This window comes from Thermohalobaculum xanthum (assembly GCF_016623495.1).
Taxonomy (GTDB): Bacteria; Pseudomonadota; Alphaproteobacteria; order Rhodobacterales; family Rhodobacteraceae; genus Thermohalobaculum; species Thermohalobaculum xanthum.
In genome coordinates this window covers 1-15,486 of sequence record NZ_JAEHHL010000016.1, presented here as the reverse complement: position 1 = coordinate 15,486, position 15,486 = coordinate 1, and the positions used below count along the sequence as shown (strand labels likewise).

Here is a 15,486-nt window from a genome sequence, read left to right as displayed (position 1 = left end):
TGCGTGGCGCCTTCCTTGCAGTGATCTCATTGGTTCCCTCGTCGGGCAAAGTGAGGATTACCTTTTAATGTGAAACTTCTCACTTTTCACTTTCAAAAAGTGATGCTCGTGTTATCCTCGGCGCCGAAGACTCGCACAAAGAGCCTGGAAGGAGACGCCGCAATGATCCCGGTTTCGCACTCGTTTGCAGCCCGCCTCAGGAAGCTCCGTGAAGAACGGGGAATGTCTAAGACAGGTCTCGGAAAAGCTGTCGGCGTTTCGACTACGTGCGTGTGGAACTGGGAAGAGGGCAACACTGAGCCTCGGCCGCATAATCTTGCTGAGCTTGCGAGAGTTCTCAGAGTATCTGGCGCCTATCTCGAATTCGGCTCGGATCGCAACGCACCGGATGATGGTGCCGGGTGCAAAGTTTCTGCGGCACCCGAAGAAAGCCTTTCCAGCGTTATCAATGATGCCAAGCAAAGGATCGCAAAGCTGGCAGGGATCGGGCCAGAGCGGGTCAAGATTTCGTTGGACTACTAAACCGTCGCGATCGTGAGGCGATCAGTGCCTGGGCTTGAGCCGCAGAACCCATATGCCCGCAGGCACGCACAGGCCGCCGTGGAGCCCGTCGTCTCTCCTTGGGCGCGCAGGTCACCTCTTCGGATAGGCGCCGCTGTGGCGCGATCTCTGAGGCTCTATGGCGCTCTGGGAGGCGGCTTTTCGTCAGTCTCGCAGCCGGTTCAAATGGCCCTGCCACAAAGAAGCCGTACACCGGCCCGGCATTCGACATGCGCCGTTCGTGGAAACAACATGCCACCAAGTTGCTTGCTCCGCAGGTGGCGTGTTTTGCTCGTTTAGCGTTCTGCGGCTGCCCCTCAACCAATTGTTAGGGCAGTCGCGCTTACGTTCTCACAGAGTCTTTAACGGTTCATAAACGCCGCCGCTAATACCCAGAGGCAGCGTTTATGGTTTCGGTTGTGGCGTAACCCTGCGTCTGCGTGTGCGTCTACGTAGTGTGTGGCGAAAGTCTGCAAATCGACAACGCCAAATTGAACAGCGGGTTCCCCTCGCCGGTAATTTTGTTTTAAGACTTTTTTGCCGGTTCATATTTGTAAGGTGATGATCCACTCACCGGCGATCACGGTCGCTCTCGTGGGTGCAGAGTTCCACGATGCTCTCATCAAAAGCACCCTCCCTGCATCGCTGTCATGGCTCGTTGAAGCGCGCGCCACGGCGAGAGATTGCTTTCGCGCCACGCGGCGCACGCGCAGTTCGGCAGCGCAACTAGCTCTCAGCCTTCAATCAGCGGATTGCCGATCGCCTCCCAGGCATCCCGGAACGGCTCCTCCTCGTAATCGCGCGGTTCGAGCCAGTATGATGCGCGGCCATCCCTCCCGCTCATGGTCGCCCTCTTGCGGACCTCGCATGGGAGCATCACGAAGGCCGCGGGCGTGTTCGATGTCACTCTGTTCACGACAACCCAGAAGTCGCCCATGATGTTGTCGAGTGACGTGCCGAGTGGAACGGCGGCTCTCTGACTCAGCGCTTTTACCTGCACGCCAACGAAGTGAGAGGCATCGTGGTTGTAGGCAATGATGTCCACGCCGCGCGCGTTGCGAGCCGTGGGCATCACGTTCCAGCCGAGGAGCGAGAGGTGATAGCAGCAGTAGTAGAGCCCGACATTGCCGACCAGCAGCGGATCGAGGCGCTTCTTCTTCGGACGAGGCGCCTCGTCGCGTCGGGTGCTCGTCGGTTCAATCTCGCTCGTCACGGGAGTTCTCCTTGCATCAGGGCGTGCTGCCTCGCGGTGTAGAATGACCTCAACGCCTCGAGCCCAGCGGCATCCAGAATTCTCCTCGCCTCGATCTCTTCGATTTCGAGCTCGGCTTGCGGGAACGTTGTCCACTTTGGTCGTTCCTCAACTGGCCTCGTCAGCCGGGCGAGGATCGTCTCTGCCACTTCCTCGATCCTTTCGCTGAACGCCTCGGGGTTCTCGATCATGGCCAGCCGACGCCCGAGTTGGACCAGCCGCGTGTCGGACAGCTGGCTGAGGATGTGAAGCCGTTCGTCCCAGCTGGCTTCATGGAAGCGCTCTAGCAGTGCCTGGTCCGCGCGCGTGTAGAAACCACCGTAGATGTTCTCCTCGGGGTGTTCGGATGCTTCGCTCTCCCAGCTGGCGGAGCGCCGAGCGAGGGCAGCGCCAACACGCTCATGGAAGTCAGGTCGTTCGGCCACGAGGCGCGCGCGGCGATGGGCCTCTCCTTCCGGTCCATCGACCTCGAACAGGAGCGGAAGCTTGTTCACCGCGAACGAGCGGATGACCTTTGGCATCGCGCCGACAGCAGCATCGAGTGCGCTGTCATCGGCTGCGATAAGCTCTGCCGGGTCTGCCAAGTCGAGGTCGAGGAAACCGACGCTGTTCGGGTTGTTTGCGTTCCTGCCGCAGTAGCATCCCGTGAATGCCCTAGGCGGCGCAGAGCCGAAACGATCGACGAGCCTGAGTGGCCTGCCGGTGGCGAGCAGGTCGTTGACGGTGTGCTTGTTGCGGTTGCGGAGCCCCGCTTCCCATACGCATGGCGCGCGATCTCTGATGAGCCGGGCGAGAAAGATCGTCGCTTCTACGTCCCCGAGCGCGTCATGCGCGTTGTGTGCCGTGAAGCCGTTGAGCGGGGCGAGCCGGTCGAGCCTGAAAAGGATGCGCCCGAGATCGTCCACGGGCCATTCGAGCGCCTCGGGCGCTTCGGTCCAGACCGCCCAGGCGAGGCGCATGATGTCGAGCCGGTCGTTCCCGTTGAACTGGGTCTCGTAAAGGTTCGGGCAAAGGTTCTGGTAAAAGGACTGGCGCAGGAATTCCTCGTCGAAGTTGAGCGTGTTGAAACCCGTCCATGTCGCCGGCGACCAGCGCAGGATGAGATCGCGGATCAATCTCGTGAACTCGAACCAGCTTGGGAGCGACGGGTCCGTCAGCGTCTCGGGCGTCACGCCGGTGACCACGAGTGCCATCGGCGATGGCAGGATGTGCGGCGCCAGCCGGCAGCGGATGTTCACGCGCTCGACGGGGTTCAGTTCGTCGTCGGTCAGGATGGCCGCGAATTGGAGCGGCTGGTCAAAGGCGGGCGAGATGCCGCTGGTCTCCAAGTCATAAACCGCAAACATTCATCTCACCGTCATGCACAAAATTGGTGGTGCGATCGCTGACCGGCGCTTCGCCTGGTTCTTCTAGGCGGCCGGTTTGTCGGCACACCAGCCGAGATAGAGGTAAACGCCGCTGCGATTGAGAGGTGCCGAGAGCCGGCCGGGAGAGGGGCACGGGGCTCCGAGCCAGGCTGCGAAGTTCGAGAAGTCATCGAACCAAGCGTGCGCTGGATCGAAGGAATGAACCAGCATGATCGCGTGTCGCGTTCCGAAGTGTTTCGCTTCAATGAGGGCGGCCGCGGTGCGGTGCAGCAGCTGGTATCGAAGCCGGGCCGTGCCAGCCGGGTTTGCCTCAAGCAACTCAATCAAGCCCGATAGCCTTGCGCGGCGGTTCGGGCTGGCATCATCCCATTCGCTCACCAGAGGGCCGAGCGTTTCATCGACCTTGCCTTCGATGCCGAGGACGAAACGTTCACCACGCGCCTCGCAAAGCGCGAGGAGGTCGGTCTGGCTCGCCTTTCCACGTCCTGGAATGGGTGTCGTTCTCTCGAAGTGCCCTTCGACAAGACGCGCTGCGGCGAATTCCGGTCGTTCGGAAATGACGCACATGACTGCGGGCGGAATTTTGTCAGCGTCCATCCAGGCATGCGCCAACTCGAACGCAGACCGTCCTTTGCGCCAATGCTTTTCACCGCCAGCAAGGGATGGAATGATGTCAGCGGGCGCGGCAATCTGGGTGCCGTCGCAAAAGAATTTGGCCATGCCGCTACGTTACTTCATGGCCTTGTCGAGCGGGAGCAGTTTCTCTGTGGATACGTCGCATTAATGCACTCGAGCTGCTGACGTCGCATCAGGCAACTTTGCATCGGAGGTGACGGCATGAACGATCGAGCATTTCTTGCGCCGCGCCGGTGCCTTCTCGAGCCGGTGGAAGCAATCTTCGAGGCGGCCCGGCTTCTTGATCAAGCTGCGAGTGCTCACGTTGCGGGAGACCGACGCACGGCCGATGCGTTGCTTCGAGCCGCGGACTTGCCCCTGATCGCGGAGTGGACAAAGAAGATTTGGGGCAAGTTCGATCAAGAGATTCATCGTTATCGAGAGGTGCCGGGCGCTCCTCCACTCTTAACAAAGGTGCAGAGAAAGAACGCTCGAATGCCTTCGGCCGAAGAGAGGCGGGCGCTCATTGCCCGAGATGGTCATCGGTGCCGATTTTGCGGCATTCCAGTAATCGAACCGCGAGTGCGGAAGGCGATCCAGAAGATTTATCCTGACTCTTGCAGATGGGGTGGCCGCGAAGCGGAGCAGCACGCGGCATTCCAGTGCATGTGGCTCCAGTTCGATCATCTTCTGCCGCACAGCCGAGGGGGCGACAACTCGCTTGAGAACGTGGTCATAACGTGCGCGCCGTGCAACTTTGGGCGGTGCGACTGGACCCTTGAAGAAACCGGCCTCATAGACCCAAGGACGCGGGCGCCCGAGACAATCGACTGGGATGGTCTCGAGCGTTTCTTGAGTTAGACGCGGGGCCTCCTTCACGACATTCAAATCCGTTCTCAAATGATCCCAACTAGCGACGTGGAGGTCCGATGTCGAAGGGTCCATTCTCCGAAAAAAACATCAAGAATGCCCGTGATCGCATTCCCTCGACTTCGACGAAGAGATTGCGGGAATGGCGCGAGCGAGCGAAGTCGGCTGACTCGGCTGGCCACCTGATGGATTTCATCGCGGCAATCGACGACGAACTCGAAGCCCGCCCAATCGACGTCGATGGTGACGCCGCGGAGGCGAACGCGACCTGGGCGCGTGAAGCCGCAGGAATGACGTTGGCCGATGCCGTCCGCTACGGCTTCGGACAAGCTCGTCCGCCCTCATCGAAGGAGCGGCTGCTCTTGAAGATTCTTGCGGAGCATCCCGGCATATCGGCCGAAGAATGCACGCGGCTCTTTAATAACGAGGGCATGGGGCTCTACCTCGGTCACCTCGTCTACGAGCGATATGGATGCTTTCGGCACCTCTTGCCGGGCCATAAGGATCAGTCGAGTGTGCTGGTCCGAAAGGAAAAAATTGCCGGGCGTCAGCATTACTGGCTCCGGCCTGAGGTAAAAGCGGCCCTAGAAGAACTTGATGTGGTTTAGGTGCAAGCCGACGCTGGACCGTTGTGCGAGCAATCTGATTTGCTGATCGCGTTTCCTGCCTGGACCAGGCCTTGATAGCTGTCGTTGTCTCTTGCAACATTCTCATGAGCACGCAGATGTGCTCGATGCGGATGCAGAAGGCCAACCGTAAGGAAAGCTCTCCCGCGAGCCGGCTGACTCGAGTGACCCCACTCAATAGACCGGTAGTCGTCTAGGACTTCCGCTTCCCATTCCCATGGAGGCGCGCCGCTCGCCTTTCCCTGGCGGGCGCTTCATTGCCCGGTCTTTATCAATAGAGTTAATTGGAAAATTACGCCCTGTCTCTGCATTCATGTATTGCGGTCTCTAAAATAATACCATCGAAGAAATCTCAAGCAGCAAGGAGAAATTCTAAGATGGCGAAAGAAATGACGGTGGCGGAGTTCATCTCTCTGGCTCTTGTCGAGTGTGGCAAGACCCAGAAGGAAATCGCCCGCGAGGTCGGCTTCGTGCGGCCCAACTTCATCAGCATGTTGAAGACGGGCGATGCGCAGGTTCCTCCGGCGCGCGTGCCCGAGCTTGCGGAGGCGCTGGGTGTATCTCGCTCGGAACTCATGCGGCGGGTCCTCGCGCAGGATCACCCGGAAATCTGGCGGGCGATCCGCGACAGCGGCTACGACCCGATCGAGCTGCACGAGGTGGAGTTGCTCGACAAGTTCCGCGCGGCGACGAGGGACGTGACGGAAGATGCGTTCGACGCCTTCGAGCACCAGCTGCTCGAGGCGACCTTCGAGATCATCGCTTGGCGCCGCCTTGGCCGGGCGGACTGAGAGGCCGCGGCTGAATGGACTGTGCTCGTCGGGATTGGCTGACGAGCAAGTTCACCCGCATCGCAGACATCACGACAGGATCATGAAGATGCCGAAGCCAACATTGCTCAAGGACTTCATCGCCGACGCAGTCGAGTGGTCGGGAAGATCAATCGAGGAGATCGCCGCAGATGCGGGGTTTAGAGAGACAGGAATTCTGCGTGAAGTGACGCGGGGCACCGCCCGCATCGCACCTGCCAAGGTTCCCGAGCTCGCCCGAGCACTCGGTGTGAACAGCCTGGTGCTGATGCGCCTTGTGATGGAGGAGGACTATCCCGAGGTCTGGGACACGATCCGCGATTGCGGGCATGAACCGCTCACGCTCACGGAGGTTGATCTCGTCAACAGGTTCCGCGACGCAACGGGCGAGGCGTTCGATGACGACTTTGACGAGGTGGAGATGGAACTCATCGATGCAGTGTTCGCGCAGATTGCACGGCGGCGGGGTCTTGGCCACTGAGAGGCCGCGGTCGAATGGACGGCGCTGGCGGAGAGTGTCTGCAATGCTGGTCCTCAATTTTCAGCACTCTCTAATGCATAAAGGCCGGCAGGGGGTGGCCTCAAGGCGGTCGCCGCAGCGGCGCCTCTGGCTACCTGTCCACGAAGGCCGAGGACGATGTCGCGTTCGTCAAGAAGCTCGAGAAGGAGTTCTTCGCGGCTTGAGCGCCTTTACGGTGGCGGCAGTGAGAGATCAGGCCGACATCGAAGGTCGTCTCGATTGTGTGCGAGATTAGGACGCAGAAATCACCAGGCGCTCTTCGGACCGGATGGTGTCGGCGGGCTCGCTGGCATGCGCGCTTCCACGTCGGGCCGAAGAGACGCGCCGACCGCGATTTTTTGGTGAATCTCACGGTTTGCTTCGAGCACGATGGCAATTCGCTCAGGCGAACTAGGATGCGTCGACCAAAGGTTCATGCCCTCCTCTCCGGCTTCGTCCTTGTCGAGCTTGGCGAAGAAGCGGGCGCCTACCTCGGGATCGTAACCCGCACGTGCCGCGATGTAGGAGCCGATCAAATCGGACTCCAGTTCGTAGGTCTGGCTGTAGGCATGTCCTCCCATTGCGCCGCCAGCGGCCATCGCGTTTCCGACCGCGTTCGGATCGCTTCGGTAGTAGGGATTATTATAGGCGGCACCGGCCTGCGCGACGCCCATCAGGACACCCATGAGGAGAGCGCCTGCCAACTGTTGCTGCTGCTTCTTCTCGATGTGCCCGGCGATGTGATGACCGGCTTCATGCCCCGCTATGAATGCAAGCTCGTCAGGGTTTCGGACGCTTGTGAGGAGCGCCCGGTTGAACGTGAGGACAGGACGATCGTCGACGTATCTCTGCGTAGCATTCACGGGCGCGGATGGGTCGGTGTTGACCCGGAATTCGTAGTCGCAGAAGGAGAACGGCTCATCCGGGTGCTCTTCGCGGCAGAACTGCTCGGCGACTGGCTCAATGTCCGCGGCGACCTGTATGTAAACTGCGACCGCATCCTCATCGGAGAGGTTGCGTGAAATGCCGCTGCCTCTTTCTTCGGTCAGGATTCGGTTCGCTTCGGCAAGATTGGCCTGGTCGATCTCAGGCATTTGATAGGTCGTGCCGCACGCTCCGAGGAGGGCGGACGAGGCAACAAAAATAAATAGAAGGCGCACGCTCAACTCCATTCTGCCACTCAGCAAAGCTCCGCCACCCGAGGGAACTCCTCCGGGTCGCACGATAAGTCTTCCGTCAGCGAGTCGCGAGCGTCGTTGCAAGCAGGCCGTCGCGCTTCACGTCGGCCATGAACTGCTCTGCTGCATCAAGGATGAGAAGATTCACCGATGGCGTGTAGTCCGACGGGTTGCCGAACTTTCCCGTCTTGCGCGGCTCTGGACGATACGTTTTGGAGAACATCTCGCGTTTGGTGCTCGCGTCAACCACGCGATAGGTGATGGCGTATGACCAGTCCACCGAGTAGCCGAGGTCGTCCGCCATGAGTTCAAGCACTTCGCCCTCGATCATGCGTCCGTTTCCTTCGGCGATGTCGACGCCCGCCTTTTGCATTTCGAGAGCGGTCGCTCGACGGACGTAGCTGGCCACGTCCTCGCCGATGTAAATCGAGCCGGCGGCCGTGTTCTGGAGTTGGTTCGGACTCAGCCCTCCCGTTCTCGCCGGGGCATAGTCGAAATCTCCCATGGAAGCCGACGCACCGGTGATCGAAATGAAGGACTGCGGGCGATACTCGACTGGGATCGTTCCAGAGCATCCGGCCAGAGCAAACGACACCAGCCCGCAGGCCAGAAATGGGAAACGCATTCTACAGGTCTCCATTCTACGATTAACCTTGGTGGTTCGGTGGATCACAGATCGAGGTTATTCGACAGAGCAAGCATGTCCCGCCGAATGGTTAACCGAGAGTAAACGTTTGCGTGACCCCAGGAGCTTCGGAAACGCTTTCGCCAAGGCATCAGGGTGGATCGGTAGCCTTGCAGTAGGTTATCACCCAGAACCTGACGACATCCTGCGTTTCGGTAAGATCATCCACCCTCAGGAACTGGTCGGCGATCCGGTCATGGCGCAATTGCGGAGACGCTGGCATGCGACGATTGCTTGTGACCGGGGTCATTCGGTGATCATGCGTCCGATGAAAGGAAAAATCACCGACCGTATGAATGAGAGGAGGGTGGCTTTTCCTCTCGCGAGCCTCATGGGCGCAATGCTCATGCTCTCCCTGCTGCGAGTTGATGTGCCACTATAGGAGCATCTCAGTTGGCTCACGGACCAAACCGCTTCGACTTGGAGGTGTCACGCCAGAGTCGATGTCTCTGATTCTGCAACTTTGACGAGAACCTCTGGAAGACAGCCAATCGGTGGCGTGATGGCCTTCGCCACGCCCAACGCTTCCGGCTTTATCGCTACCTTACTAGTCGTCGCGACCCGGTGAAGCCTTGGCGCTAGATTATGGGGTTTCATTGCCCAACCCAGATGCTTGCCCCGCCATGCGCTCGCACAATTGATGCGTGAGTCAATAATCGGCCTCAATCTTTTAACAGCCTGAGTCGGTAAAAGATGAGTGTTCAGTCTAGAGGTGCGTATGCGTTTTCCGGAGATGCGCGATATTGATCGCGCTGTGTCGAGTGCTTTTGAATTGGTCAGGGACTTCGCTGGGTCCGACATCGGAAAGAGACTTTCTCCGACCCAGCTGATTAGCGTCATTGCCATCGCGTCCGCGGAAGAGGCGGACCACCTGGGTATGCCGAGACAATTTACTACGGCGAAGCTGAGAGAGGTCGCCGACGCTCTTGATCACGGGTGCCTGCCTGCCCCAGCGAATATCCCAATCCGGGCGCCTGGCGCGCCCTCAGGGCCGTTTCGCTGTCAGGACTAACTCTCCGCTTCTCAGTTTAGAGCGACCCCGGCGTTGTCGCCGCCGGGGCCGACAATCACGAATGGCACAAAGTGATTGCACTCAAAGATTATGAAAATGCGCCGATCTTGGCGACATGGTCGGTCATCGCGAGAGTGCCCTCGTGAGCCTCAAGACCCCAGTGCTCAGAGGCTCGCTGGGCCGCGCGTAGGCCGGTATCTCGCGCCTCCACTACCAGGTTGTCAGAAACCCGTGAGTGGCTCCTTGGGGCGCTCTGGTGAGCTCTCTGAACCCGTCCAGTTGCACGCCGTAGATGTCGGCGGCCAACTCAGGATTTCTCGTGCTCGGTCTTCTTGTGCTCTTGCAGCTTACACCGCAGAACCGCATCACGTGCCTTTGCGGCGTCGTAAGGGTTTCCACGCGACGTCTTGAGGCCGAGTTCGTTGGCGCGTTCAGCTACACGAGGGTATGGGACGTGATCGCTGCCGGCCTCCGCGCACAACTTCTTGTAGAGTTGGTAGATTGGTTCTGCCCGCCTGAGGGCCAATCGTTTCTTCCCGCGAAGTGCCGCCTTCCGCGTTCCGGGAGAAGCGACATTCGTCGTGCATCTGAGCTTTCTGGTCTTGGCGCTTCTCAGGGCACGGGCACGTGAGAGAAGCAGTCTATCCTGTGCGGCTTTCGCGGTGTCGAAGATGCGCTGGGGCTCCATAGTCTTGAGAGCTTTCCCGGAGCGTCCGTCTACGACGGTGCGGGCGATGACGCTCACTAATTGAGGCCATTCCTTCATGGAGAAGCGCGCGATCAAGTCGAAGGCATCGGCAATTACGATCTGCGGGTCTCTATGGCCGTGGCTCTCTATGAGCTTCACGAGTTCGGGCAGCTGATCGATGCGCACAAGCCGTCGTGGCGCGAAGTCCAGCTCGATAGACTTATACATTAGGTTGAGCCGGTCCTTCGCGAGCCGCAGCACATCCATCTGTGCCTGAACCTCCCGGCGCTCGTGAGGAGCAACATTCTGGTGCCTTCTGCCTCGTGTCTGGAGAAGGTAGCCGATGGCAGGCTTGGGAGAATCGATTTCACTCATGTGTGTAGAAATCGATTCTCAAGGAAAGAACGTCAATGCATTTCGTCGGAATCTGTTGATCTTTCGTTGACGTTACGTTGACATTTGGCTGGATTTCACGCCGCCACGCGGAAAGAAGCATTTTCCCAACGCTCCGACTGGAAAAGCGCCCGACGCCAAGCGTCTGGGCGTCTATAATAGAGTTATCGTAAACATTCTAGGGAGTTAGATACGAATGAACCCCATCAAGGCCGTCGCTGACGCCGCCCACAGCTGGCTCGCATCCTGCGAGCGAAAAGGCCTCGAGCGCCAGACCATCAAAACGTATCGAAGCCAGTGGTCGAACCACATTGAGCCCCGCATCGGGAAGCGCATCCTCACCGATTTCCGAAAGGCTGACGTGCGGGATTTCATGGATCATCTGCTCGATGCCAGCGTCTCGCACGCGATGACGCGCAAGGTCATGAAGACCCTCGTTTCGATCCTCAATGAAGCTCTCGACCGCGAGTGGATCGACCGCAATGTCGCAGCCCAGGTAAAGATGCCGAAGCGCAGCCGACACGAGAAGGATGCCGTTGTGCCGACCAAAGCCGAGATCAGGCTCCTGATCGAGAAGGCACCCGAGCGTTGGCGCCCCCTCATCGTCACTGCGGCCTTCACGGGTATGCGGATTTCTGAACTTCGGGGCCTGACCTGGGCGAATGTAGATTTCGAGCGCCGCGTGATCCGTGTCACGCAGCGTGCCGACCGTCTTAATGAGATCGGTGCGCCCAAAAGTGCCGCTGGCCGGCGGGAGATTCCGATGATGCCGCTCGTGCGCGAGACGCTCATCGACTGGCGCGAGCGATGCCCGACGGGCGAACTCGCTCTCGTCTTCCCGAACGGGAAGGGAAAGATCGAGAGCTACGGGAATTTCCGCACGCGGGTCTTCAATCCGCTGATGATCGAGTGCGGGATCGTCGACAAGAACGGCAAGCCGCGCTTTGGCATCCACGCCCTTCGCCACGCCGCCGCCTCGTTGATGATCGAGCAGAACTGGCCGAGCAAGAAGGTCCAGGTCTTCCTCGGTCACAGCAATATCTCCGTCACGATGGATGTCTATGGCCACCTGTTCACAAGGGCTGAGGACGATGTCGCTCTCTTCGAGAAGCTCCAGGAGGAGTTCTTCGCGGCGTGACAGGCTTCACGTTGGCGGCGGTGAGAGGCCAGGCCGCCATCGAGGCTATAGGCCGTGTACTCATAAACGGGGAAGAAGTCTGCTTTGGGTCGGTCACCGGACACATTTGACGCCGCAGTCCATGTCTCAGCTGCGGACGAAGTTGCCATTCGGGGCAAAGCTTCAGGTGTCCGCTCGAGTCGCGATTGCCGACATCAAGGCTATGGCCACAAAGCACCAAAAAACGGAAGAATAGCCGACCGGAAAGAGCTGCCGACGCTCCGCGAATGCCATCCTGCCGCTCGATCTCGTAAGGCTTCATATTGGGGGACAAGTGCAATGTGGTCTCAGAACGAGTTGACCGAGCGGCTCAATCTCCATTTGCCGATCTTTCAGGCGCCGATGGGTGGCTACACAACGCCGGCGCTCGCTGCGGCAGTCAGCAACGCCGGCGGCTTGGGCGGCTTGGGGATGTGGGGGTTCTCGGCAGAAGACGCGGAACGGCGGATTGCCGGGTTTCGCCAGCAGGCTGGAGGAGCCTTGAATGTAAACTACCCGCTTTGGGAAGATCCGGGTGATTTGACCAACACCAGCCTCCCGATGCGCGAGCTCTTGCAGGCTTTCTACGACAAGGCGGAGCTCGGGCCGTTGCCCACACCCGTCGCTTCCGCTGGCGTCGTCAGTCCCGATCATCTGGCGATGCTCCAGAGGGTCAAACCGGAAGTCGTGAGCTTTCATTTCGGATTGCCGGACCCGGATATCATGGAAGCGATCAAGGCCGCCGGTATCTTCGTCCTCTGCAGCGCAACGACCGTCGCGGAAGCTCGATTGCTCGAAGCCCGAGGCGTCGATGGGATCATCGCTCAAGGAGCCGAGGCCGGCGGGCACAGGGGAACTTTTTCGGGTGTCGATATCAGCCTTCAACCAGGCCTCTTCTCGCTCCTCCCGCAAGTCGTCGATGCGGTAAGAGTTCCCGTGATCGCTGCCGGGGGAATTGCAGACGGACGCACCATCGCAGCGGCGTTGATGCTGGGCGCCAGCGCGGTTCAGCTGGGAACAGCTTTCCTCCGTTGCGACGAGGCAGATGTGCCGGACGCGTATCGCCTTGCCCTTTCGTCAGCGAACGACAACAGCACGCAGGTGACACGCGTTCTCTCGGGTAGGCCGGCACGGGCGATCAGAAACCGGCTCGTAGACGAACTGTCGGCCTCTTGCGCGGAGCCACTCCCGTTCCCTGCGCAGTTGGGCTTGACCGATCCTCTGGAGGCCAGCGGCGATCAAGAGCTTACGCCGATGTTCGCAGGTCAATCGGCCGCACTGTCGCGTGAACTGCCGGCGGCCGAGCTTCTGCGAACATTGGCGGAGGAAACCGGTCGGAGATTGGCGGCGTTTGATTGAGCCAAACTGAGTGTCCCGGACCGCGGTTGGAGATCGCTGAAGATCGAAATCTGGTTAGGCATGGGCAGAGCGCCACGCAGGGGACGCGTCACTTATGTCTACCGTCAGCGCCTATGGGCCATCTGAGTTGATTTCATAACGGAGGGTTTCTGGCTCATCGTAGTCGTCGAGGAACGAAGATGAGACAGAAATCCGTGACAAGAGAGACGCCATCGGAGCGGATTGTGATCGTGACGGTGTTCATGACGGAGGCTTGGGTCTCCAAGGAACCGGTTCACAGCCGATCATAACATGTGCCGGATTCTCACCCACGCCGATCCCTGAGCGCGAGCGACGAGCCGTCGCAAAGATCGCGCTTTGGTCGACCGCCGCTCGGGTCTACCGGCGGCGGTCGCTTCATCGTGGTCGAGCTTCGGGGTCAGACCGGGTCGATACCTGGCCGCGGCTTACCTCCCACCTCCTTGCGGCAGAGGTCGATCTCACAGCGCAACTTCTCAAGCTCGAGCTCGAGCTTCTTGACCTCCAGTTCCTTCAGCTTCACCGCATCGTCCGCACAAGCGGCACACTCGGAGACCTGTGCCTGCACGAAGACCGAATCCGTGCCGATGCAATAGACCTCCTCGAAGATCAGCCCCCCGCCGCCAGGATCCGCGAGCGCGTCGAGTTCGCGGATCACTCGAGCCTCCTCGTCGCCCGCGCCTCGTGCGGCAAGATCCGCAAGAACTTCATCCCGCGTCATCTCGCGAGATGACGGCGGATCAAGCTTCAACTCCACCGGTCGCCCGACGGGCGGCCCGCCCTGCCCAGCCTCACCGCCGCAAGCGAGTACAGCCTTCCTGTCGTCCGGAATGCTCCAACCAGGCGGGGTCGGGACAACGTCCGGCGCCATGCGTCCTGGCGCCCGGATCGCATCGGTGAAGGTGATGTCCGACCCACCGACGAGCCCCGCGGGCGGGGTGCAGTCATAGGTCTGCTCCACCAGAAACAGCTGGCGCCGGAACTTCTTCACGATCTGGAAATGGTGAAAGGTCACCGGCTGACAGGGGTTTGGATTCTTGACCTTGCGAACCGCGCGGAACTTGTTCTCCACCTCGGCCTTCAGGCTCATCGCTGTCTCAAACTTGCGCGAAACGGAGGCTGCGGTCTTCGACACCACCTCGCTCAGGCGGCGCTCCTTCGTCTCGACGCTGCGCTGGTAGTCCTGCACCGTCTTGCCGCCGATCCCGAAGATCTCGATTCCGCCGGAGTGGTTGAACTTCCCACTGACCTTCTCGGTCTTTCCCCATTCCTCGAGCAGCTTGACTTGCAGATCTGTCTCCACCTCCTCCTCAATCGAGGCTTGGGCGCTGAGAGAGGTGTCGAATTTGTGCTTGCGCACGACCTCCAGCTCCACCTCCTCGCCAGGCAAGAGCGTTACGGAGTGGAGGTGACGCCCGACGCCAATCCCCTCATCGCAAATGTGCCAGCGGTACTTGCGGGTGACCTTGCAGGCGCCTGAGGTAACCTGTCCCGGTGGCGTGAAAATGATCGTGTCGTGGGTGGAGAAGTATCGGTCGATGCAGCGCTCGCAATCGACGAACTGGACCGGCGGAATGCCGGCGGGACAAATCGATGTCATGGCAGTATCCCTTATGATCTGTAGCAGCAAAAATGGCTTGGTGACGGCTTGCGAAGCAACGCTCGCGCCGATGAGAAAGGATCTCAAACCGGCGTTTCTCTAAAGCCGACAACTGCTGCGCGCCGGCGGCAGTTCCGCATACTTTTCAGTCACAAACTCGCTGCTGATCGTAGTTTACCCGAAGGTACGGCAGACTTCGGTACAGTTCGTCACAATCTGGTCGCGTTCTGTCAGGGCAATCCCGCTTGAGGCGGGATGCCGGCCTCCCTACCCTCTGTCCGACGCCAGCGCCTATGGGCCATCTGAGTTGATTTCATAACGGAGGGTTTCTGGCTCATCGTAGTCGTCGAGGAACGAAGATGAGACAGAAATCCGTGACAAGAGAGACGCCATCGGAGCGGATTGTTAAGGACATCCGCCGCCGCACCCTGCTGTCATGCCGGCGACGCTCTCGGCTCTTAGCGGCCGTCCCTCATCGATGCAGCGAACGACTGCTCCGAGCCCACGGCTGACATCCATGCTTGATGCAGTGAATGTCCGCCTCGAGCCCTCGTGAGCAGTTCTTTCGGGTGCGGGGGATGTCAGCTTTAGCAACTAGTCGCGAACCTCCTGAAACCCGTCAGGCTTTGCCTTGGGGTTTTGACCGGACCAATCTTTTAATTTCCTTCTCTCTGGGCCTACGAATAGAAAGCAACTATTTTGAGCCGCGCATCTTTCCCAATTGCATGCTACGGCTGTTTTTTGGCGGATGATGCCTCAGGTAGCCGCCCAAGCCGCAGTGCCCACCGCGAGAACCGCTACTGCGACTTTTGCCGCGGC

General features: G+C 59.7%; 15 protein-coding genes. 8 read left to right on the top strand and 7 right to left on the bottom strand.

The annotated features are described in order from the left end of the window. Window positions 1-162 precede the first annotated feature (162 nt). Window positions 163-522 (top strand): helix-turn-helix domain-containing protein, encoded by a 360-nt coding sequence (locus H0I76_RS18615; RefSeq protein WP_200613524.1) that lies wholly within the window; start codon window positions 163-165, stop codon window positions 520-522. Between the two features lie 751 nt (window positions 523-1,273). Here the strand turns inward: H0I76_RS18615 and H0I76_RS18610 are convergent. From H0I76_RS18610 to H0I76_RS18600, 3 genes are all read right to left on the bottom strand, one after another. Continuing rightward, a complete protein-coding gene (locus tag H0I76_RS18610) occupies window positions 1,274-1,753 on the bottom strand; it encodes a hypothetical protein (protein ID WP_200613522.1) in 480 nt (159 codons plus the stop codon). Further along, the gene (locus tag H0I76_RS18605; protein ID WP_200613520.1) at window positions 1,750-3,138 is read right to left on the bottom strand and encodes an exonuclease domain-containing protein; all 1,389 of its coding nucleotides are present in this window, start codon (window positions 3,136-3,138) and stop codon (window positions 1,750-1,752) included. The genes H0I76_RS18610 and H0I76_RS18605 overlap by 4 nt, the downstream gene beginning before the upstream one ends. Before the next feature lie 63 nt (window positions 3,139-3,201). Then, the gene (locus H0I76_RS18600) at window positions 3,202-3,879 is read right to left on the bottom strand and encodes a DUF6946 family protein (protein WP_200613518.1); all 678 of its coding nucleotides are present in this window, start codon (window positions 3,877-3,879) and stop codon (window positions 3,202-3,204) included. A 117-nt stretch (window positions 3,880-3,996) separates the two neighbouring features. On the opposite strand from H0I76_RS18600, the gene H0I76_RS18595 reads away from it, so the two are divergent. The 4 genes from H0I76_RS18595 to H0I76_RS18580 all read left to right on the top strand — a co-directional run bounded on the left by H0I76_RS18595 (window position 3,997) and on the right by H0I76_RS18580 (window position 6,560). Beyond that, window positions 3,997-4,635, top strand: a complete 639-nt coding sequence (locus H0I76_RS18595) for an HNH endonuclease (protein ID WP_200613516.1) — start codon at window positions 3,997-3,999, stop codon at window positions 4,633-4,635. 68 nt (window positions 4,636-4,703) lie between these two features. Beyond that, complete coding sequence (locus tag H0I76_RS18590) at window positions 4,704-5,252, top strand: hypothetical protein (protein ID WP_200613514.1); 549 nt, start codon at window positions 4,704-4,706, stop codon at window positions 5,250-5,252. A gap of 395 nt (window positions 5,253-5,647) precedes the next feature. Then, window positions 5,648-6,061 (top strand): helix-turn-helix domain-containing protein, encoded by a 414-nt coding sequence (locus tag H0I76_RS18585; protein WP_200613511.1) that lies wholly within the window; start codon window positions 5,648-5,650, stop codon window positions 6,059-6,061. A gap of 82 nt (window positions 6,062-6,143) precedes the next feature. Further along, the gene (locus H0I76_RS18580) at window positions 6,144-6,560 is read left to right on the top strand and encodes a hypothetical protein (protein WP_200613509.1); all 417 of its coding nucleotides are present in this window, start codon (window positions 6,144-6,146) and stop codon (window positions 6,558-6,560) included. A 284-nt stretch (window positions 6,561-6,844) separates the two neighbouring features. On the opposite strand, the gene H0I76_RS18575 is transcribed toward H0I76_RS18580, so the two are convergent. Continuing rightward, window positions 6,845-7,750, bottom strand: a complete 906-nt coding sequence (locus tag H0I76_RS18575; RefSeq protein WP_200613507.1) for a M48 family metalloprotease — start codon at window positions 7,748-7,750, stop codon at window positions 6,845-6,847. A gap of 64 nt (window positions 7,751-7,814) precedes the next feature. After that, window positions 7,815-8,261: a hypothetical protein gene (locus H0I76_RS18570; RefSeq protein WP_200613505.1), complete on the bottom strand. Its 447-nt coding sequence runs from the start codon at window positions 8,259-8,261 to the stop codon at window positions 7,815-7,817. Here H0I76_RS18570 and H0I76_RS18565 point away from each other — a divergent pair. Continuing rightward, the gene (locus tag H0I76_RS18565) at window positions 8,260-8,823 is read left to right on the top strand and encodes a hypothetical protein (protein WP_200613503.1); all 564 of its coding nucleotides are present in this window, start codon (window positions 8,260-8,262) and stop codon (window positions 8,821-8,823) included. The two genes, H0I76_RS18570 and H0I76_RS18565, sit on opposite strands and share 2 nt — an antisense overlap. Before the next feature lie 937 nt (window positions 8,824-9,760). Here the strand turns inward: H0I76_RS18565 and H0I76_RS18560 are convergent. Continuing rightward, a complete protein-coding gene (locus H0I76_RS18560) occupies window positions 9,761-10,516 on the bottom strand; it encodes a hypothetical protein (protein WP_200613501.1) in 756 nt (251 codons plus the stop codon). A gap of 214 nt (window positions 10,517-10,730) precedes the next feature. Between H0I76_RS18560 and H0I76_RS18555 the strand changes: the two genes are divergently transcribed. Continuing rightward, window positions 10,731-11,672, top strand: a complete 942-nt coding sequence (locus H0I76_RS18555; protein WP_200613500.1) for a tyrosine-type recombinase/integrase — start codon at window positions 10,731-10,733, stop codon at window positions 11,670-11,672. A 318-nt stretch (window positions 11,673-11,990) separates the two neighbouring features. Continuing rightward, a complete protein-coding gene (locus H0I76_RS18550; RefSeq protein ID WP_200613498.1) occupies window positions 11,991-13,049 on the top strand; it encodes an NAD(P)H-dependent flavin oxidoreductase in 1,059 nt (352 codons plus the stop codon). Between the two features lie 418 nt (window positions 13,050-13,467). On the opposite strand, the gene H0I76_RS18545 is transcribed toward H0I76_RS18550, so the two are convergent. Then, window positions 13,468-14,667 (bottom strand): hypothetical protein, encoded by a 1,200-nt coding sequence (locus tag H0I76_RS18545; RefSeq protein WP_200613496.1) that lies wholly within the window; start codon window positions 14,665-14,667, stop codon window positions 13,468-13,470. Window positions 14,668-15,486: the final 819 nt, after the last annotated feature.